The sequence below is a fragment of the Chitinophaga sp. GbtcB8 genome (assembly GCF_019091455.1).
GTDB lineage: Bacteria > Bacteroidota > Bacteroidia > Chitinophagales > Chitinophagaceae > Chitinophaga.
Map to the genome: position 1 here is coordinate 48,730 of NZ_JAGXJN010000014.1, position 18,075 is coordinate 66,804.

Consider the following 18,075-nt stretch of genomic DNA (forward strand, 5'->3'; position numbering starts at 1 on the left):
AAAAAAAGCCCGGAGCATACACCCCGGGCTTTAAGCGTTCAGCATTAAGCATTCCGCTTATTTCACATTCACCAATACTTTGATCTTACCAGTGCCATTACCATCAAAGGCTTCCAGGGCTTTACCAATCACCTGCCCGGGTTTTACTTTGTCGGGGTCCGCCTTCATGGCATAACCACTCAGGCTGGAGGTTACCAGCATATCGCCCCGCCGTACAGGACCGTTCTCACCGCACACTTTAGTAGGAATTACCCCTACCACACCCATAGGCACTTTATCAGAAATATCTGTATCCACGCTTTCTTCAGTCAGCAATACGCCCGGTTTGGTAGCATACACGCCCACTACCAGGGTAGAGTAAGCACCTTTTGATTTTTCTACGGTGCGATCCGCATCCGTAGCAATTACCAGCACATCGCCCGGCTCATAAGCCTGGATATTACCGGTTACATCAAAAGCTTCCGCTACATCGGCGCCGCTATTTTGAGTACCGCCATTAAAGAAGCCACGGCCGGCCTTATTAATACGGGCCACATTGGTACTGGCGCTCTGGAACACAGCCACATTACCGGAAGGGCCGGTATGGTTCACCAATAACCCGGTACCTGTACCGGTATTGCTGATCAGCACCACTTCCCTGGAATTAGCAGAGTTAAAGTTGGCAAAACGTGCGCCGCGGCCGGTACCAAAATTAGGTACAAAGCCATAAATGCCATTACCGGTACCATCAGAGCTGCCCTCCACACCATTCCCATTTTTACCGGCATTAGCAGTAACACCATTACCGGTGCCTTCCGTAAGAGCTATAACGCCAGGGCCATTACCGGATGGGTTAGAGGAATAAAATAACCCGGCAAAGCCACCGGTACCGGAAGAGAGGCCATATATGCCGGCAGTGCCAAAGTTGGAGAAAATGGAATTTACTTCTCCCTTTACTGCCGGTGAAGTACCGGTAGTACGGTCTACTTTAAAATTACCGGCAGTGCCGTTACCTACGGTTGTTACGGTTATTACATCGCTGGTATTATTCTCATTAAAAATATTAAACCTGCCGGCCCGGCCTGTGGCAAAGGTGGGTACCCAGGCATAAAGGGCGTTACCGCCACCATCAATATTGGCTTCCACAGCGTTGCCGTCCTTACTGGCATTAGCGGTAATAGCATTGCCGTTACCATCCGTGATCGCTACCAGCGCGGGTCCGTTACCGGATGGGTTAGAGGCATGGAACAAGCCGGCAAAACCACCGGTACCGGAAGCCGTGCCAAACACACCGGCTGCGCCAAAGTTGCCAAAAATGGTGTTTACCTCCGCTCTTACAGCTGCTGCCACACTGTTGGTATTATTCACCTGAAAAGAGGCAGCATTACCCAGGGTATTATCCGGTATGTTGCCGTTGCCATTGGTTTCTACCTCCAGGGTATTACCTCCTGTGTTGGTTTGATTGAAATTTTCAAAGCGGCCCGCCCGCCCGGTGCTGTTGTTGAGGCCCACCTGTCCGTACACACCGATACCTGTGTTACTGGTGCTGGTAGCAATAAAGCCCCGTACGCCATAGCCGCCGCCATCATTCCGGCCTACTACCGCACCTGCAATATCACTGGTGGTGCGGCCTACTACCGCTTCCCCGCCGCCATTATTATCGCCTACAACACCGGCAGAAGTTTGTGCGCTGGTAATGCCCTGCACGGCAAAGCCAGCACCAGTGGAGCTGCGCAGGCCCGCGCCGTTGCCGCTGCTGGTCACATTAACTACAGTACCATTGCCTACAGTACTGGCATTTAATGCACTGTTATTATTGGCATTATTGAAAATGGAAATGCTGGCCGGAATCCCGTTATTACTGGTAGCAGTAAGGCCGGTGCCTGTGTTACTGTTGGCATAAACGCCTGTACCGTTTGCACTGGCATTACCATACACGCCTAAACCATTGGGCGTAACGCCATATACACCCCAGCCGCTGCCGTTCTGCGAGCCATATACACCAACACCCAAACCACCGGTGCCATTATTAATACCGCGTATCCCGCTGGAAAAGCCACCGGGAGAAGTGGAGTTCACGACACCCCTGATAGCGCTGATATTGGACGTAGTAGTGTTATTTACCCCCTCCAGCGAAGTACCGTCACCGGCATTGGTGATGGAGAAAAGGGTAGCTGCATTATTTTCTGCCGCGCTGTAAGGTAAGGTAAGCCCGCCACCGCCGGCATTATCTGCACTGGGCAGCCAGTTGGTGCCATCAAATTTTAATACCTGGCCGGCTATGGGTGCAGTGGCAGATACCGGTTTGGTTTGTAGAGCTGCTACCACCGGGTTAGGGTAAGTACCGCTTAAATCGCCACCTGCAGGTGCGCTGTTAATGCTGCCGGCCGGTCCTGTAGGTCCTATAGGCCCTATGGGGCCAGCGGGTCCTACGGGTCCGGCTGCTCCAACTGGTCCCGCGGGTCCGGCAGGTCCGTTACCACCAACAGGGCCAGCAGGTCCTGCCGGTCCGGCGGGTCCCACAGGTCCGGCAACGCCGGGTGCACCTTTCACACCCTGTGGTCCATCATCCCCTTTAGGTCCTGCAGGTCCCGCAGGCCCGGCTGGTCCGGTTGCGCCCGCAGGTCCTGCTGGTCCCGCGGGGCCTTGGGGGCCAGGGGTAGTATTAGCCGCGTGCAAAGCAAAAGGCACACTTTTGAATGGGGTAGTGCCCAGCGTTTCAAAGCTGCCGTTGCCAATAGCGGTTTCTACTTTCAGGTATTGGTTGGCATTAGCCCAGGGAACAGCGGCAAAGGTGCCGGTTAGGGGGCTGCCGTTACCTATTTGCAGGGTAAATAGCCCCAATGTATTGGTAGTAACATCATGTGTTTCCTGGTATTGTACCGGGCCATTGGCAGCCCCGCCTAATATGGAAATGCGTACTGTCATGGCCTGGTTAGCCAGCATTACGCCATTATTATTACGGGCCACCGCCTGGTAATTAATACCAGTAAGCCCGCTCTGCGCCTGTAAAGCGCCGGTTAAGGCTATTAATATCAGTAGGGTGAGTAAAGTTCGCTTTTGCATGTATAGCTGATTTTTATTGTTGTTGTTGAATAGGGGTCTTTTCTATTTTCACCGGTTTAATGGCCCTGAGTGCTTCTGCTGCAGATATTTCAGAAGGCTGGGGTTTGCCATTAGCGCTAACCGGGCGCCGGTTTAGCTGTCTGCTGCTGTTATTGCTGCTGCGGGTCTGCTGGTAGTTGGTAAAAAGCAGGCTGCGGGTGGAGGTGGCCGTTTTACGCGGGTCGGCTGTAGCAGCAGCGGCTGTATGCTGTTTGGCAATATCTTTCTGGAAATCGGGGAACAGCTGGTCACGGGTGCGTTCCTGCGCATGGGCGGTAACGGTTGCAGCTGTTATCATAAACAGGAGTAAGTACAATGCTTTCATTAGTATATGTTTTGTGTTATTAACAAAGGATTATTGTTTAGCAGGCCGGGTGTAGATCACGGAGAACTGCAGGCTGGCCCGTTGCAGCACTCCGGTGGTAGGCATGCGGTAGGCCGCATCCAGCTGAAGGGAATGAATGCGCAACCCTACGCCGGCGCTGAAGTGTTGCCGATAGCCTTTATTGGGATGCTCGTAGAAGTAACCGGCACGGGCAAAGAACTGGTGCTGGTAGTTGTATTCCAGCCCGCCGCCTGCAGTAAATTCCCGCAGCTCTTCCTGGAAACCGCCGGGCGCGTCCCATAATGAGGTGAACATAGCAGAAACCACTCCCCGGTTGGGGTCTTTACCTTTCAGGATCACGTTGGTGGGCTGCCCGTTAGCATCCAGCTGGTATTCAGGCGGGGTGGGCACCAGCAGCTTGTTGATGTCGGCCAGTATGGTGAATTGGTGATCTGCCGTATTTACAAAAGTGAATCCGCCGCCTATGCGCAGGTTCATGGGTAAAAAGGTGCGGCGGTTACTATCATCTGTATAAGACAGCTTGGAACCTATATTGGTGAAGCTGATGCCCCAGCAGTAGCGGTTGCCGTAATCCAGGATGTCGGAGTAGTTCTGGTAATACAGCCCCACATCGCCGGCGCCGGCAGATGCCGGTTTTTGCTGCAGGCCGTTATAGCTGCCCTGGCCCAGCTGGCTGCGGATGTACCGCAGGGATACCGCCAGTGATAAATGCTGGCCCAGCTTGCGGGCGTAAGTGGCATCCAGCGCATATTCCACGGCATGGTACTGCTGCAGCATCATACCATTATTATCCCGGAAGGTTATATCCCCGTGATTAAAATATTTGAGGGATGCGCCTACCCCTTCCGGCTCATTAAAGTTCTTAAAGGCGGCAATATGGCCCATATGTGTTTTGCGGTCGTTCACCTCCCACATCCAGGGAGAGTAGGAGGCGCTTACGCCCCAGTCGCCGGCGAATACAATTTTTGCCGCATTGCCGAACAGGTCGTTCACATTGGGTTCAAGGCCGGTAACAGCATCGCCTACGGAACCGCTGCGGGCATCCGGGTTAACCAGCAGAAAGGCAGCGCCTGCATTCACCGGCACCTGTACTTTTTGCGCAGCTAACGGCAGGGCCACCAGCAACAGGCAGGCAGAGAGTAGAGTAAAACGGTATTGCATAAACGTAGATTTTTATTGGATGACCAGTTTATCAAAGAAGAGTTTCCCGTTCACATTCAGGATCACGGAATAAATGCCGGCAGCAAAACGGCTTACCGTAACCGGTATCACCACCTGTCCGGGGCCATAGTGCTGGAACTGCTGGTATACCTGCTGCCCGGCGCTGTTAAGGATCCGTATCAGCACACCGGAACCGGTAAGCAGCTCAAATTGCGCTTTGGCAGTACTGAAGGCAGGGTTGGGGTAGAGGATAAAATTCCGGATGGGATCTGCCCCCGGGGTCAGGGGAGGGTATTCCGGCTGCTGGAACCCCTGGGTAAGCATAGTAGCGCCGCCTGTAAAAGTAGCCACTACCGGTTCGCCTATGGTGTACTGTATGAATACATTGCCCACCAGGCCACTGCCACCGCTGCTAGCCACCACCTGCCGCTGCGTACTTTGCGCCCGGGCCCGGCTGTTTAACAAACCCATCAACAGTAAAGGCAAAAAAAGTGTGTAGATAAATTTCATGGAGCAACATTTAGTAATGAGAATACTTATCCGCATTGCCGTAACGGGCAATAACAGAGCATCAGGCGCTGGTGCAGCAGCCTGACAAGGAGTTAAATAATAGGTGTTGGAACCGGTGTTATTCGGTTAAAACGTCACATATCAAGACGTTACATTAATAATTAGGGTATTCATTCAGTGTGCATTGAGGTTGACTAAAAAAATCTAATTCCAATCTTTGGGATTTGTTACCAGGCGCTATAGCAGCCTGCACATTCAACTGACAGACCTTAAAACAATAACACAAAAATTAGGTAAATGGGTAGGATAAACAACAGGCACTTTTTTTTCGGTTAAATTCTGCCGGTAGCTGGCAGCCTCCGCACCATAGATGGTTTTTTACTATTAAATAACATTTTGGCAATGCATCCTCGTTTTATTTATTTCTAAAAAAGGATTACCTTTGCCCCCCAAATTGCATTTAAAATACAGTCATTTCTAATATTATGGCAGACTTAAGATTTCAAAGGAACTTTGGTATTGCGGCGCACATTGATGCGGGTAAAACCACTACCACAGAGCGTATCCTGTACTATACAGGTAAAACCCACAAGATAGGTGAGGTGCATGAAGGTGCTGCCACCATGGACTGGATGGCACAGGAGCAGGAAAGAGGTATTACCATTACATCTGCTGCTACTACCTGTTTCTGGAACTTCCCGACCCTGCAGGGCCAAACTCAGCCTGATACCAAACAATATAAATTTAACATCATTGATACTCCGGGTCACGTGGACTTTACCGTAGAGGTGGAGCGCTCCCTGCGTGTACTGGATGGTCTGGTAGCACTGTTCTGCGCCGTATCCGGTGTAGAACCCCAGTCTGAAACCGTATGGCGCCAGGCTAACCGCTACCGCGTACCCCGTATCGGTTTTGTAAACAAAATGGACCGTTCCGGTGCCGACTTCCTGAACGTGGTAAAACAGGTGAAGGAAATGCTGGGCGCTAACCCCGTTCCCCTGATGCTGCCTATTGGCGCTGAAGATACCTTCAAAGGTGTGGTAGACCTGATCACCATGAAAGGTATCATTTGGGACGAAGAAGGTAAAGGCGCTACTTACCAGGAGATCGAGATCCCGGCTGATATGAAGGACGAGGCTGATGAGTGGAGAGCTAAGCTGGTAGAAGCTGTTGCTGAATACGACGACAAGCTGATGGAGAAATTCTTTGAAGATCCGAACTCTATTTCAGAGGCGGAAATTCATGAAGCTATCCGTAAGGCTACTATTGATATCGCTATTATTCCCATGCTGTGCGGTTCTTCTTTCAAGAACAAAGGCGTACAGAAAATGCTGGATGCCGTTTGCCGTTACCTGCCTTCTCCGGTAGATATTGAAGCGGTAAAAGGTACCAACCCCGACAACGGTGAAGAAATTGAGCGTAAACCGGATGCAAAAGAACCTTTCGCAGCCCTGGCGTTCAAGATCGCAACCGATCCGTTCGTAGGCCGTCTGGCATTCTTCCGGGCCTATTCCGGCCGTCTGGAAGCAGGTTCCTACGTACTGAACACCCGTACCGGCAAGAACGAGCGTATCAGCCGTATCATGCAGATGCACGCTAACAAGCAGAACCCCATCGACTTCATCGAAGCAGGTGATATTGGTGCTGCGGTTGGTTTTAAAGATATCAAAACAGGGGATACTCTTTGTAATGAGAACAATCCCATTGTGCTGGAATCCATGACCTTCCCTGAGCCGGTGATCCACATTGCCATTGAGCCTAAAACACAGGCAGACGTGGACAAGATGGGTATGGCCATTGCCAAGCTGGTAGAAGAAGATCCTACCCTGAAGGCAAAAACAGACGAAGATACCGGCCAGACCATCCTGAGCGGTATGGGTGAGCTTCACCTGGAGATCATCGTTGACCGTATGCGTCGCGAGTTCAAGGTAGAAGTTAACCAGGGTGCGCCGCAGGTGGCTTATAAAGAAGCATTAACAGCTACTATAGAGCACCGCGAAGTGTATAAGAAACAAACCGGTGGTCGCGGTAAGTTTGCCGACATCCAGATCGAGATCGGCCCTGCAGATGCAGAATGGCTGAAAGAGAACGATGGCAAGCATTACCAGTTCATCAACGATATCTTTGGTGGTTCAATTCCTAAGGAGTTCATCCCCGCAGTTCAGAAAGGTTTTGAACAATCTATGAACCAGGGTGTACTGGCTAACTACCCGCTGGATAACCTGAAGATCCGTTTGTTTGATGGTTCTTTCCACGCAGTGGATTCTGACGCCATGTCATTTGAGCTTTGCGCCAAATCTGCTTTCCGTGAAGCCGGCCGTAAGTGTAAACCCGTACTGCTGGAGCCGATCATGAAAGTGGAAGTAACTACCCCTGATCAATACATGGGTGATGTTACCGGTGACCTGAACCGTCGCCGTGGTATGCTGGAAGGTATGGAATCAAGAGCAGGTGCCCAGGTTATTAAAGCCAAAGTACCGCTGAGCGAAATGTTCGGTTACGTAACCCAGCTGCGCTCTCTGTCCTCCGGCCGTGCTACCTCTATCATGGAGTTCTCTCACTACTCACCAGCGCCTAACAACATCGCTGCAGAAGTGATGGCTAAGGTAAAAGGTAAAGTGAACGCTGATTAATTATGCTGAATGCGGAACGCTTAACGCGGAACGCAGCAAGCCAAAATAAAAGATCCCCGGTGCATGTATTTGCACCGGGGATCTCTGTTTTAAGACCTCTATATCCCGTACCCGCACTCTGCGTTACGCATTCGGCATTCGGCGTTCAGCGCTCCGCAGTAAGCATTCAGCATCACAAACCGCTGATCTCGATCACCTTATCATTATTCCCGCCATTGCTGGTGCACAGGTATACCCGCCCGGCCGGCGACACACAAACATCCCGCAGGCGGCCAAAGGCATTCACAAACCAGGTACGGCTGCCGGTAACCTGCTTTCCATCTGCTGACAGCTTTAGCTGATACAGCCGCTGCGATTTTAAGGTAGCTACCAGCAGGGAATTACCCCATTCCGGTATGCGGCTGTTATTATAATACTCCATGCCGGAAGTGGCCACAGTGCTGCTGCCGGATGACCAGATGGGCGCGGGTACATTGTTCGTAGTGCAAAAATTCTGCTCACCACCCTGGTCGCAGGGGCCTTCTACCGCCGGCCAGCCGTAATTGCGCTGTTTTTCTATAATATTTACCTCATCCTCAATATTAGCTCCGTGTTCTGCGGTATACAACCGGTCATGGGCCCATACCAGCCCCTGGGGGTTGCGGTGCCCATAGCTCCATACCGGGTTATTGGCATAGGGATTATCTGCAGGGATGCTGCCATCCAGGTTAATGCGCAGCACCTTGCCATTGGGAATGCCTGTATTTTGTGCATTGGCGCTGTTACTGGCATCACCGGTGGTGATCCAGAGCTTGTTATCAGGGCTTATCAGCAGGCGCGCGCCGTTATGGATGCCGGCAGCCCGGATATTGCTCAGCAGCACCTGTGGGCTGTTAAGGGTGTTGTTAGTGTAGCTGTACCGCACCACTTTTTCCTGGTAATTCCCGCTTTGATCATAATTGTACACTACATACAGGTAAGGCTGCTGCGGAAAATTGGGGTGCAGGGTCATGCCTAACAGGCCGCCCTCTCCATCCGTTTTCACATCATTGATAGTTAGTAAGGCCTGTACAGCGCCGGTTTTAGGCTCAATGCGGCTAATGCGCCCGCCTCTTTCCGTCATCCAGATATAATTATCAGGCCCCCAGAGTATTTCCCAGGGAAAATTCAGCTGCTGGGCTACCGTGCGTACGCTGTCGCTGGGCCAGTCACCATCTTCTGGCTGAGGGGTAGTGGACTTTTTTTTACAGGTTACACTGAGCATACTAAGGGTTATAATGCCCAGGATCAATACTACAGGAGGTTTCATTTGAATGCAGGTTTAGTTTTTCAATACCGTGAAAGCCGGTTTATGATAACGTTATCAGCTGGAAGCAAAATAATAAAGCGGCTGTATATATAACGTAACCCGGGCCGCTTTAGATATATGCATTTACCATAGGGATCCGGCATGGTATGTAAGGATTATTCCTCCTGGAATATTTAGGCACGTTTCATGCTATATGGTTCATTTTCAGTAGTTTTGCGGCATTGCACCCTGGAATCCCATTATTCCTTGCCCGGTCCCCATTTTCTCTATCCTATGTTGTTCATGTGTATTAGCGGTAGTTAACACCGCATTTCTATAGTTTTTTGATGGCAAGTATTATTAACCAAAACAAAAATTCCGGACATGAAGAGGATCTTTAAATTGACGCTGGTTGCTGTGGCTGTATTTTGTAGCTCCGTTGTTGTAGCGCAAACCCAACAAGGCAACATCATGGTAGGTGGAGACATCTCCAATTTTAACCTCAATTTCCTGGGTGGGGGAGGCGGTACTGCCTTCCAGATGGACCTCACACCCAAAGTAGCCTATTTTATTAAGGACGGACTGGCCATAGGCGGGTATGGCCGTTTAAGCCTGGTTACTGCTAAAGATGCAGGCACGGCAACCACTTATGGTATTGGCGCCCTGGGCCGCTATTTTGTGGAAGACAAAAACGTGCGGAAACTGGAATTCTCCAAGAGAAGCCGCTTTTTTGTAGAAGCCAATGCTGGTTTCGGCGGTTCCAGTAATTCCAAAACATCTGCCAGCACTACCGGCCTGGATCTGGGAGTAGGCCCCGGTATCGCGTACTTTATTACACCGAACGTATCCCTGGAGGCGTTGTTAAAGTATGAGTTAACAGTAGGTTTCGGTAGCGCTACCACCTCTAACCGCTTAAACCTGGGTATCGGTTTCCAGGTATATCTGCCTTCCGCCAAAGCCCGTCAGCTTATGAAGGAAGAAACCGGCAAATAAGCGCGGTAACTATACAAAAAATATTAGGTCCCTGTTTCGCCATAAATGTGGTGGAACAGGGATCTTTTCCTTTTAAAAAGGCATCCGGAACAACCTGCCTGCCTACTCTTTTCAGTAAAATTGAACATGATGTTGTATCAGATTGATAATGAACGTACTGAATAAAAGGATGCAGAAGTGTGACCGTATTTTGTGCATCTGCAAGGCCGGTGCTTGCAGGTGGGATTACCGAAAACCAATAACAGAGTAGGTGGAACAAATAAAGAACCATGCATATGAACGACTTACTAAGCGACCTGTTAAAGGCTCTGTGGGACTTTTTGAACGGGCTGGTGGGAACGTTGTAATAAAGCCCCCTTAGCTATTACTACCTCGGGGCCGGCTGCCCCGAGTTTTTATTTTCCGGCTGGGTGCTGATGCCTTAGCCCGGTAATTATGAAAATATGATCCACATGAGGGAATCTGCCTGTTATGAATTTTCTGGCAACTATGTTCTTTTTGTGCTGGCTGCTCAAACCTTTACCGGATGGGCTACCCAGCTGTTATTACCGGCTCATTTCGTTGATTTTGCGCGCTTTGAGGAGGCTTCGCCCAGGCCCGGCCTTGCCGGTATTGAGGCAGGCCCTTAATTTTGTATGGTTTTTTTCCCGAAATAATTTGTCATTTGATAAAAAACAAATTACCTTTGCCCTCCCAAATTGTACGGGTAAAAAAGAAGTAGTTCATTGCATATGTCTCAGAGAATAAGAATCAAGCTGAAGTCCTACGATCATAACCTGGTAGACAAATCTGCTGAGAAGATCGTAAAAACCGTGCGTAACACGGGCGCTGTGGTAACTGGTCCAATTCCGTTACCTACTGAAAAGAAAATCTTTACAGTACTGCGTTCTCCGCACGTTAACAAGAAAGCAAGGGAGCAATTCCAGCTGTGTACGCACAAGCGCTTGCTGGATATCTATACCTCCTCTTCCAGGACGGTAGATGCCCTGAGCAAGTTGGATCTGCCCTCTGGTGTAGAAGTGGAAATTAAAGCGTAGGACATCGGCAAGGCGGCAAAAGGCCCCCCTGCTTAGATTGATACAACGGGCAAAAAAGGTGAAATGGTCATACAACCGTATGGCGGTTTATACACCGCTGTCCCGGCAATAAAACACTTAACATACAGGTCACGCCTTCTGGGTGGCCGCCCAATAAATGTATATAAACCGCCCATCCTGGGGAAAGCTAGAACACCCCCAGGCGCTGGGTAAAAATGTATAAATAAATGAAAGGTATTATTGGTAAAAAGATCGGCATGACCAGCATCTTCGAAGCTAATGGCAAGCAAACTGCTTGTACCATTATCGAAGCCGGTCCGAACGTGGTTACTCAGGTGAAATCACCAGACACCGATGGGTACACCGCCATTCAGGTAGCATTCAGCGACAAAAAAGAAAAGCACGCTACCAAAGCAGAAACAAATCACTTCGCGAAAGCAAGCACCTCTCCCAAACGTTTTGTAAAAGAATTCCGTAACCCAACTGTAGAAAAAGCCCTGGGTGATACCATCACCTGCGAGATTTTCGCAGAAGGTGAAAAGGTAGATATCGTAGGCACCTCCAAAGGTAAAGGCTTCCAGGGCGTAGTTAAACGCCACGGCTTTAGCGGTGTGGGTGAACAATCACACGGCCAGCACGACAGAAGCAGGGCTCCCGGTTCCATCGGTGGTTCTTCTTATCCTTCCCGCGTTTTTAAAGGTATGCGTATGGCAGGCCAAACCGGCAACGAAGCAGTGAAAGTGAAAGGCCTGAAAATTCTGAAGATATTTCCTGATAAGAATTATATCCTGGTAAGTGGTTCCGTTCCCGGCCACAATGGTTCAATCGTTTTAATCCAGAAGTAATATGCAACTCGATATTTTAAATATAGAAGGTAAGAAAACCGGAAGAACTGTTGAACTTCCTGAAGAGATCTTTGGTGTGGAACCTAACAACCACGTAATTTACCTGGCTGTAAAACAATACCTGGCCGCTCAGCGTCAGGGTACACACAAGGTAAAAACCAGGGCTGAAGTAAAAGGTGCTTCCCGTAAACTGCACAAACAAAAAGGTACCGGCGGTTCCCGTAAAGGTAACATCCGTAACCCGTTATATAAAGGTGGTGGTACCATCTTCGGTCCCAAACCTCATGGTTATGACTTTAAGCTGAACAGGAAAGTGAAAGATCTGGCTAAGATCTCCGCCCTGTCTACAAAAGCTAAAGAAAACAGCATCATCATCCTGGAAGATGTGAACCTGGAAGCTCCCAAGACCAAACAATTCTTAGGTATCTTAAAAAGCCTGAACATTAATGTAGAAGGCCGTAAAACCCTGGTAGTAATGCCGGAGTATAACGATAATGTATACCTGTCTTTAAGGAACATTCCCAGCGTAGACGGTGTAGTACTGGCCGATATCAATACTTATGATATCGTAAACAGCAACTACCTGGTGTTCACAGAAAGCGCTGTAAAAATCTTCACCGAAGAACCGGCTGAAGCATAATTAACTGAATAACAAGCTAACGGCTCACGCCCACAGCTTAAAGCAAATAAAGATGAAACTTTCAGACGTTTTAATCAAACCGGTGGTAACAGAAAAGGTGAATAAAGCCACTGAGAAATTCAACCGCTACTACTTCATTGTTGACAAAAAAGCCAACAAGCTGGAGATTAAAAAAGCAGTGGAAGATTTTTACGGCGTGGCCGTAGCAGAGGTAAATACTGCCGTGATGCCCGGTAAAAGCAAATTCCGCTTTACCAAGGCAGGTTTCATTGCAGGTAAGAAGCCCTCTTACAAAAAAGCCATCGTTACGCTGGCCGACGGAGAAACGATAGATCTGTATGCTAACATATAGTGCCCTCCCGACCCCCGGGTCGGGGATGGTTGTATATACAGATCACATTATAAACAATAACTAGCAATAAGAACTAGCAATGGCACTTAAGAAGTACAAACCGATCACAGCCGGTACCCGTTGGAAAATAGGCAATGCATATGCTGAGCTGACCAGCGACACACCGGAAAAAAGCCTCCTGGAGCCTGCCAAGAAAACAGGCGGCCGGAACGTGCAGGGTAGAAGGTCTATGCGTTACATAGGTGGTGGCCACAAACAACACTACCGCGTTATAGATTTCAAACGCAACAAGCAGAACATACCCGCTACCGTTAAGACTATCGAATACGATCCTAACCGTAGCGCATTCATCGCATTACTAAGTTATGCAGATGGTGAAAAACGTTACATCCTGGCTCCCCAGGGCCTGCAGGTAGGCGCTACCGTTATTAGCGGTCCTGAAGTAGCTCCGGAAGTAGGTAACGCCCTGCTGCTGAAAAATATGCCGCTGGGTACTGTAGTTCACAACATTGAGCTGCAGCCTGGCAGGGGTGGTGCAATTGCACGCAGTGCAGGCACCTACGCTCAGCTGAACGCCAAGGAAGAAAAATACGCTTCCCTGAAAATGCCTTCCGGTGAGCTGCGCAAAGTGTTGATCACTTGCATGGCAACCGTAGGTACCGTTTCTAACTCTGACCACGCGCTGCAATCTATCGGTAAGGCTGGTGCCAACCGTTGGAGAGGCATCCGCCCCCGCAACCGTGGTGTGGCAATGAACCCCGTAGATCACCCGATGGGTGGTGGTGAAGGTAAAGCTTCCGGTGGTCACCCCAGGTCCAGAACTGGTAAATATGCAAAAGGCCTGAAAACCAGGAAGCCGCATAAGAGCTCCGATAAGCTCATCGTTACCAGGAAGAACGGGAAGAAATTATAAATAACTCCCACCGCATAAGTTCCGCTAAGGGATCACCGCAGCGGAACTTATAAAGTGGAAATTGGAATCTAAATAAACAGACACAGACATGGGTCGTTCCATTAAAAAAGGTCCTTACGTAGACCAAAAATTAGAGCTGAAAGTGGAGAAGATGAATGAAGGCGCGAAGAAAACCGTGATCAAAACATGGAGCCGCCGTTCAACCATCACTCCCGACTTTGTGGGCCATACGTTTGCGGTGCACAATGGTAACAAATTCATCCCTGTATATGTAACAGAGTTTATGGTAGGCCATAAACTGGGTGAGTTTGCGCCAACCCGCAACTTTAAAGGACACGCTAATAAGAAAATGTAAACATATTGATGTATGAAGTAAGAAGTATGAGGTCAGCGTCCCGCATCATATTTCCTCAGTCCTACTTCGTACTTCAGGCTTCAAATATCAAATATCAAATAATTAACAATGGAAGCAGTAGCTAAGCTGAATAACAATCCCACCTCTACCCGCAAAATGCGTTTGCTGGCGGATCTGATCCGCGGTATGGATGTGGAGAAGGCTTTGAATATTTTGAAATTCCATCCAAAGCATCCCAGCGTACCCTTGGAGAAACTGCTGGTATCTGCCATTGCTAACTGGAAAGTGAAGAACGAAGGCAGTCGTGTAGAAGATGCGAACCTGGTTGTAAAAACTATTTTCGTGGATGGTGGCCGTATCCTGAAAAGAATGCGCCCGGCGCCGCAGGGTAGAGGTTACCGTGTCCGTAAGAGAAGTAACCACGTTACCCTCGCAGTGGATAGCCGTAACGAAACAGTAAAGAAATAAAACTATTCAACTAATTAGATAAATAAACCAGGAACATGGGTCAGAAAACAAATCCTATTGGTAACAGGTTAGGTATCATCAGAGGATGGGACTCTAATTGGTATGGTAGCAAAAAAGATTACGCTACCAAGCTGATCGAAGATAACAAGATCAGGACTTACCTGAATGCCCGTATCAACAAAGGCGGCATTTCACGCGTAGTGATCGAAAGAACACTGGGTAAGCTGATCATCACCATCCATACATCCAAACCTGGTATCATCATAGGTAAAGGTGGTGGTGAAGTAGACCGCATTAAAGAAGAGCTGAAGAAACTGACCGGTAAGGAGGATGTACAGATCAATATTCTGGAGATCCGCCGTCCGGAAGTAGATGCCAATATCGTTGCCGAAACAATTGCTAAACAAATTGAAAGCCGCATCAACTACAAGCGCGCGATCAAAATGGCGATTGCTACAGCTTTAAGAATGGGTGCGGAAGGTATTAAGGTGAAAGTGGGCGGCCGTTTGGGCGGTTCGGAAATAGCCCGTTCAGAGGAAATGAAACAAGGCCGTACGCCTTTGCATACTTTCCGTATGGATATTGATTATGCTTCCCTGTTTGCCTTAACCGTTTACGGTAAAATAGGTATCAAGGTATGGATCTGTAAAGGTGAAGTACTGGGCCAGCGCGATCTGAATCCCAACGTACTTACCGGCAAAGAAGGTGAAGGACGTACCGGTGGCCGTGGTGGTGAGCACCGTGGCGGCGAGCATGGTGGTGAAAGAAGGGATCATGGCAACCGTGGTGGCGGTGGAAGAGATAACCGCGGCGGCGGTGGTGGTGGAAGAGACAACCGTGGTGGCGGCGGTGGTCGCAGATAAGTGGCATAAACAATTTTCGATTAACAATTAATAACATATAACAATGTTACAGCCCAAGAGAACGAAACACAGGAAAATGCACAAAGGCCGCATTAAAGGTAATGCCAAGCGTGGTGCTGAGCTTTCCTTTGGTACGTTCGGACTTAAAGCATTAGAGCCGAAATGGATCACTGACCGGCAGATAGAAGCTGCCCGTGTGGCCCTGACCAGGCATATGAAACGTGAAGGTAACGTGTGGATCCGTATTTTCCCTGACAAATCCATTACTGCCAAACCGCTGGAAGTGAGGATGGGTAAAGGTAAAGGCGCTCCTGATCACTGGGCGGCTGTGGTAAAACCGGGCCGTATCCTGTTCGAAGCAGACGGTGTTTCCTTACAGGTAGCCAAAGAAGCAATGGAGCTGGCTGCACAGAAACTGCCCATTAAAGTGAAGTTTGTTGTGCGCCACGATTACGTTGCGTAAGTGAAGATTGAGCTATCAATTACAAGTAAATCAGTAAAATAAAAATTACAGCAATGGCAGCAAAAGTAAAGCTGGATCTGAAAAGCCTGAGCCAGCAGGATCTGAAAGACAAGATCACTGAGGAGCAACTGCGCTTGAAGAAGATCACGTTTAGTCATGCCATCACGCCGATCGAAAATCCAATGAGCATCCGCTCTTTGAGAAGGGAGATCGCCCGGATGAAAACTGAACTGCATAAAAGAGAGCTGGGCTTTTAAATTCAAACGGGCAGCCGGCAGGCCACCCCGTAAAAGCATACAACATTAATTAACCCTTCCGCAACAACGGAATGGTTTGAAGGGAAAAAATACTTTCAACAATGACCGAAATAAGAAATTTAAGAAAAACCAGGACCGGCGTGGTATCCAGCAACAAAATGGATAAAACCATCACCGTTAGCGTGGAACGTAAAGTGAAGCACCCGATCTATGGTAAGTTCGTGAAAAAAACTACCAAGTTCATGGCGCACGACGAAAAGAACGAGTGCAGCATCGGCGATACCGTTAGAATAATGGAATCCCGCCCGCTGAGCAAGAACAAATGCTGGAGACTGGTAGAAGTACTCGAAAAAGTAAAATAATTTATTATTGTTTCAAGCTCCATTCCGGCGTTCCCGGGTGTAGCCGCTGACTAAACAACAGAAAACTTAGTACGATGATACAACAAGAATCAAGGCTGAATGTAGCTGATAACAGCGGTGCCAAAGAGGTGCTGTGTATAAGAGTGTTAGGCAACTCCGGCCAGGACTATGCGAAAGTGGGCGATAAGATCGTAGTGACAGTAAAAGACGCAATTCCCGCCGGTGGCGTGAAAAAAGGCATGGTTACCAAAGCGGTGATCGTAAGAACAAAGAACAAGCTGCGCCGGAAAGACGGTTCCTATATCCGTTTTGACGATAACGCCGTTGTATTGCTGAATAATTCCGACGAGCCCCGCGGTACCCGTATTTTCGGTCCGGTTGCCCGTGAGCTGCGCGATAAGGGATACATGAAGATTATCTCTCTGGCTCCCGAGGTGCTGTAAAGCTAAAGGCTGAAAGCAAAAAGCAGAAAGGTGAGGTAAGAAATTTAAGCTTTCTGCTTTACGCTTTGTGCTTTCAGCTTTAAATCATATCTTTGCAGCCCGTTTCACAAAAACGAGACAAAATTTATCAAGCGGAACAAAGGTTTCGCTTGGCGTTTATAAATAAACAAAAATGAAAACTAGATTCAAGCCTAAGTTCAACATTAAGAAGGGCGACATGGTGGTAGTGATCACTGGTGACGACAAGGACCGGACCAAGCCGCGCAAAGTGCTGGAAGTGCTGGTAGACAAAGCCCGCGTAATGGTAGAAGGTGTTAACATCATCACCAAACACACTAAACCTACTGCACAGAACACCAAAGGTGGTATTGTAAAGCAGGAGGCCCCCATCGCCATTTCTAACGTAATGTTGTGGGATGCGAAGGCTGGTAAACCTACCAGGGTGAACAGGCAGAGAGAAAATGGTAAATTAGTTCGTATAGCTAAAAAATCAGGGGAGGTAATTAAATAATGGCAACTACTACATACATTCCCAGGCTGCAGCAGAAATACCGTGAAGAGGTGAAAGCTGCTTTAATGAAGAAATTCGGTTACAAAACCATAATGCAGGTACCCCGCCTGGTTAAGATTTGCCTGAACCAGGGTATCAACGGTGCCGTTAGCGATAAAAAACTCGTAGACATTGCAGTAGACGAAATGACCCGTGTTGCTGGTCAGAAAGCTATTGCCACCATGTCTAAAAAAGATATCTCCAACTTTAAGCTCAGGAAGAACATGCCTATCGGCGCCCGCGTAACCCTGCGTGGAACCAATATGTACGATTTCCTGGACCGTCTGGTAGCCGTATCTTTACCCCGTGTACGTGACTTCAAAGGCATAAATGAAAAAGCATTCGATGGCCGCGGTAACTATACCCTGGGCATCACTGAGCAGATCATTTTCCCTGAAATAGATATCGATAAGGTAACCAAGATTGCCGGCATGGATATCACCTTTGTTACGACTGCCAACACCAACGAAGAAGCTTACGAGCTGCTGAAAGAGTTAGGTATGCCGTTCAAGAACATGAAAAAAGACTAATCA

At 48.8% G+C, this 18,075-nt stretch carries 22 protein-coding genes; 17 read left to right on the top strand and 5 right to left on the bottom strand.

Features of this window, described 5'->3' with window-relative positions; all coding sequences use genetic code 11:
* Positions 1-57: 57 nt before the first annotated feature.
* The 4 genes from KVT36_RS14435 to KVT36_RS14450 are packed head-to-tail and all read right to left on the bottom strand — an operon-like array spanning position 58 to position 5,101.
* On the bottom strand, positions 58-3,045 hold the full coding sequence (locus KVT36_RS14435) for a hypothetical protein (RefSeq protein ID WP_217604205.1): 2,988 nt from the start codon (positions 3,043-3,045) through the stop codon (positions 58-60).
* A 13-nt stretch (positions 3,046-3,058) separates the two neighbouring features.
* Positions 3,059-3,409: a hypothetical protein gene (locus tag KVT36_RS14440; RefSeq protein WP_217604206.1), complete on the bottom strand. Its 351-nt coding sequence runs from the start codon at positions 3,407-3,409 to the stop codon at positions 3,059-3,061.
* A gap of 30 nt (positions 3,410-3,439) precedes the next feature.
* On the bottom strand, positions 3,440-4,591 hold the full coding sequence (gene porV, locus KVT36_RS14445; RefSeq protein ID WP_217604207.1) for a type IX secretion system outer membrane channel protein PorV: 1,152 nt from the start codon (positions 4,589-4,591) through the stop codon (positions 3,440-3,442).
* 12 nt (positions 4,592-4,603) lie between these two features.
* The gene (locus KVT36_RS14450) at positions 4,604-5,101 is read right to left on the bottom strand and encodes a T9SS type A sorting domain-containing protein (protein WP_217604208.1); all 498 of its coding nucleotides are present in this window, start codon (positions 5,099-5,101) and stop codon (positions 4,604-4,606) included.
* Positions 5,102-5,586: 485 nt separating this feature from the next.
* Here KVT36_RS14450 and fusA point away from each other — a divergent pair, with 485 nt between their 5' ends.
* A complete protein-coding gene (gene fusA, locus KVT36_RS14455) occupies positions 5,587-7,734 on the top strand; it encodes an elongation factor G (RefSeq protein WP_217604209.1) in 2,148 nt (715 codons plus the stop codon).
* A gap of 172 nt (positions 7,735-7,906) precedes the next feature.
* On the opposite strand, the gene KVT36_RS14460 is transcribed toward fusA, so the two are convergent.
* Complete coding sequence (locus KVT36_RS14460; protein WP_254640005.1) at positions 7,907-9,022, bottom strand: sorbosone dehydrogenase family protein; 1,116 nt, start codon at positions 9,020-9,022, stop codon at positions 7,907-7,909.
* Positions 9,023-9,385: 363 nt separating this feature from the next.
* Here KVT36_RS14460 and KVT36_RS14465 point away from each other — a divergent pair, with 363 nt between their 5' ends.
* The 16 genes from KVT36_RS14465 (at position 9,386) to rplE (ending at position 18,072) form a co-directional block, all read left to right on the top strand.
* Complete coding sequence (locus tag KVT36_RS14465) at positions 9,386-9,994, top strand: hypothetical protein (RefSeq protein WP_217604210.1); 609 nt, start codon at positions 9,386-9,388, stop codon at positions 9,992-9,994.
* Between the two features lie 443 nt (positions 9,995-10,437).
* The gene (locus KVT36_RS14470) at positions 10,438-10,623 is read left to right on the top strand and encodes a hypothetical protein (RefSeq protein WP_217604211.1); all 186 of its coding nucleotides are present in this window, start codon (positions 10,438-10,440) and stop codon (positions 10,621-10,623) included.
* A 102-nt stretch (positions 10,624-10,725) separates the two neighbouring features.
* Positions 10,726-11,031, top strand: a complete 306-nt coding sequence (rpsJ, locus tag KVT36_RS14475) for a 30S ribosomal protein S10 (RefSeq protein WP_012789286.1) — start codon at positions 10,726-10,728, stop codon at positions 11,029-11,031.
* A gap of 227 nt (positions 11,032-11,258) precedes the next feature.
* Positions 11,259-11,876 (top strand): 50S ribosomal protein L3, encoded by a 618-nt coding sequence (rplC, locus tag KVT36_RS14480; protein WP_217604212.1) that lies wholly within the window; start codon positions 11,259-11,261, stop codon positions 11,874-11,876.
* A gap of 1 nt (position 11,877) precedes the next feature.
* Entirely contained in the window at positions 11,878-12,516 is a 639-nt protein-coding gene (gene rplD, locus KVT36_RS14485; RefSeq protein ID WP_089918379.1) for a 50S ribosomal protein L4, read from the top strand.
* A 52-nt stretch (positions 12,517-12,568) separates the two neighbouring features.
* Positions 12,569-12,868, top strand: a complete 300-nt coding sequence (rplW, locus tag KVT36_RS14490) for a 50S ribosomal protein L23 (protein WP_089918380.1) — start codon at positions 12,569-12,571, stop codon at positions 12,866-12,868.
* A gap of 79 nt (positions 12,869-12,947) precedes the next feature.
* Positions 12,948-13,781: a 50S ribosomal protein L2 gene (rplB, locus tag KVT36_RS14495; RefSeq protein ID WP_089918382.1), complete on the top strand. Its 834-nt coding sequence runs from the start codon at positions 12,948-12,950 to the stop codon at positions 13,779-13,781.
* A gap of 88 nt (positions 13,782-13,869) precedes the next feature.
* Positions 13,870-14,136 carry a 30S ribosomal protein S19 gene (gene rpsS, locus KVT36_RS14500; protein WP_089918384.1) on the top strand — a complete coding sequence of 89 codons (267 nt, stop codon included), beginning with the start codon at positions 13,870-13,872 and terminating at the stop codon, positions 14,134-14,136.
* 108 nt (positions 14,137-14,244) lie between these two features.
* Positions 14,245-14,604 (top strand): 50S ribosomal protein L22, encoded by a 360-nt coding sequence (gene rplV, locus KVT36_RS14505; protein WP_217604213.1) that lies wholly within the window; start codon positions 14,245-14,247, stop codon positions 14,602-14,604.
* A gap of 35 nt (positions 14,605-14,639) precedes the next feature.
* Entirely contained in the window at positions 14,640-15,467 is an 828-nt protein-coding gene (gene rpsC, locus KVT36_RS14510) for a 30S ribosomal protein S3 (RefSeq protein WP_217604214.1), read from the top strand.
* Positions 15,468-15,510: 43 nt separating this feature from the next.
* Entirely contained in the window at positions 15,511-15,930 is a 420-nt protein-coding gene (rplP, locus tag KVT36_RS14515; RefSeq protein WP_089918391.1) for a 50S ribosomal protein L16, read from the top strand.
* A gap of 53 nt (positions 15,931-15,983) precedes the next feature.
* The gene (rpmC, locus tag KVT36_RS14520) at positions 15,984-16,187 is read left to right on the top strand and encodes a 50S ribosomal protein L29 (protein ID WP_217604215.1); all 204 of its coding nucleotides are present in this window, start codon (positions 15,984-15,986) and stop codon (positions 16,185-16,187) included.
* A 101-nt stretch (positions 16,188-16,288) separates the two neighbouring features.
* Positions 16,289-16,549 (top strand): 30S ribosomal protein S17, encoded by a 261-nt coding sequence (gene rpsQ / locus KVT36_RS14525; RefSeq protein ID WP_217604216.1) that lies wholly within the window; start codon positions 16,289-16,291, stop codon positions 16,547-16,549.
* Positions 16,550-16,623: 74 nt separating this feature from the next.
* Positions 16,624-16,992, top strand: a complete 369-nt coding sequence (gene rplN / locus KVT36_RS14530) for a 50S ribosomal protein L14 (protein ID WP_089918397.1) — start codon at positions 16,624-16,626, stop codon at positions 16,990-16,992.
* 172 nt (positions 16,993-17,164) lie between these two features.
* Positions 17,165-17,503, top strand: coding sequence for a 50S ribosomal protein L24 (gene rplX, locus KVT36_RS14535; protein ID WP_089918400.1), 339 nt, complete (start codon positions 17,165-17,167; stop codon positions 17,501-17,503).
* 17 nt (positions 17,504-17,520) lie between these two features.
* Entirely contained in the window at positions 17,521-18,072 is a 552-nt protein-coding gene (gene rplE, locus KVT36_RS14540) for a 50S ribosomal protein L5 (RefSeq protein ID WP_217604286.1), read from the top strand.
* The last annotated feature ends 3 nt before the right edge of the window (positions 18,073-18,075 follow it).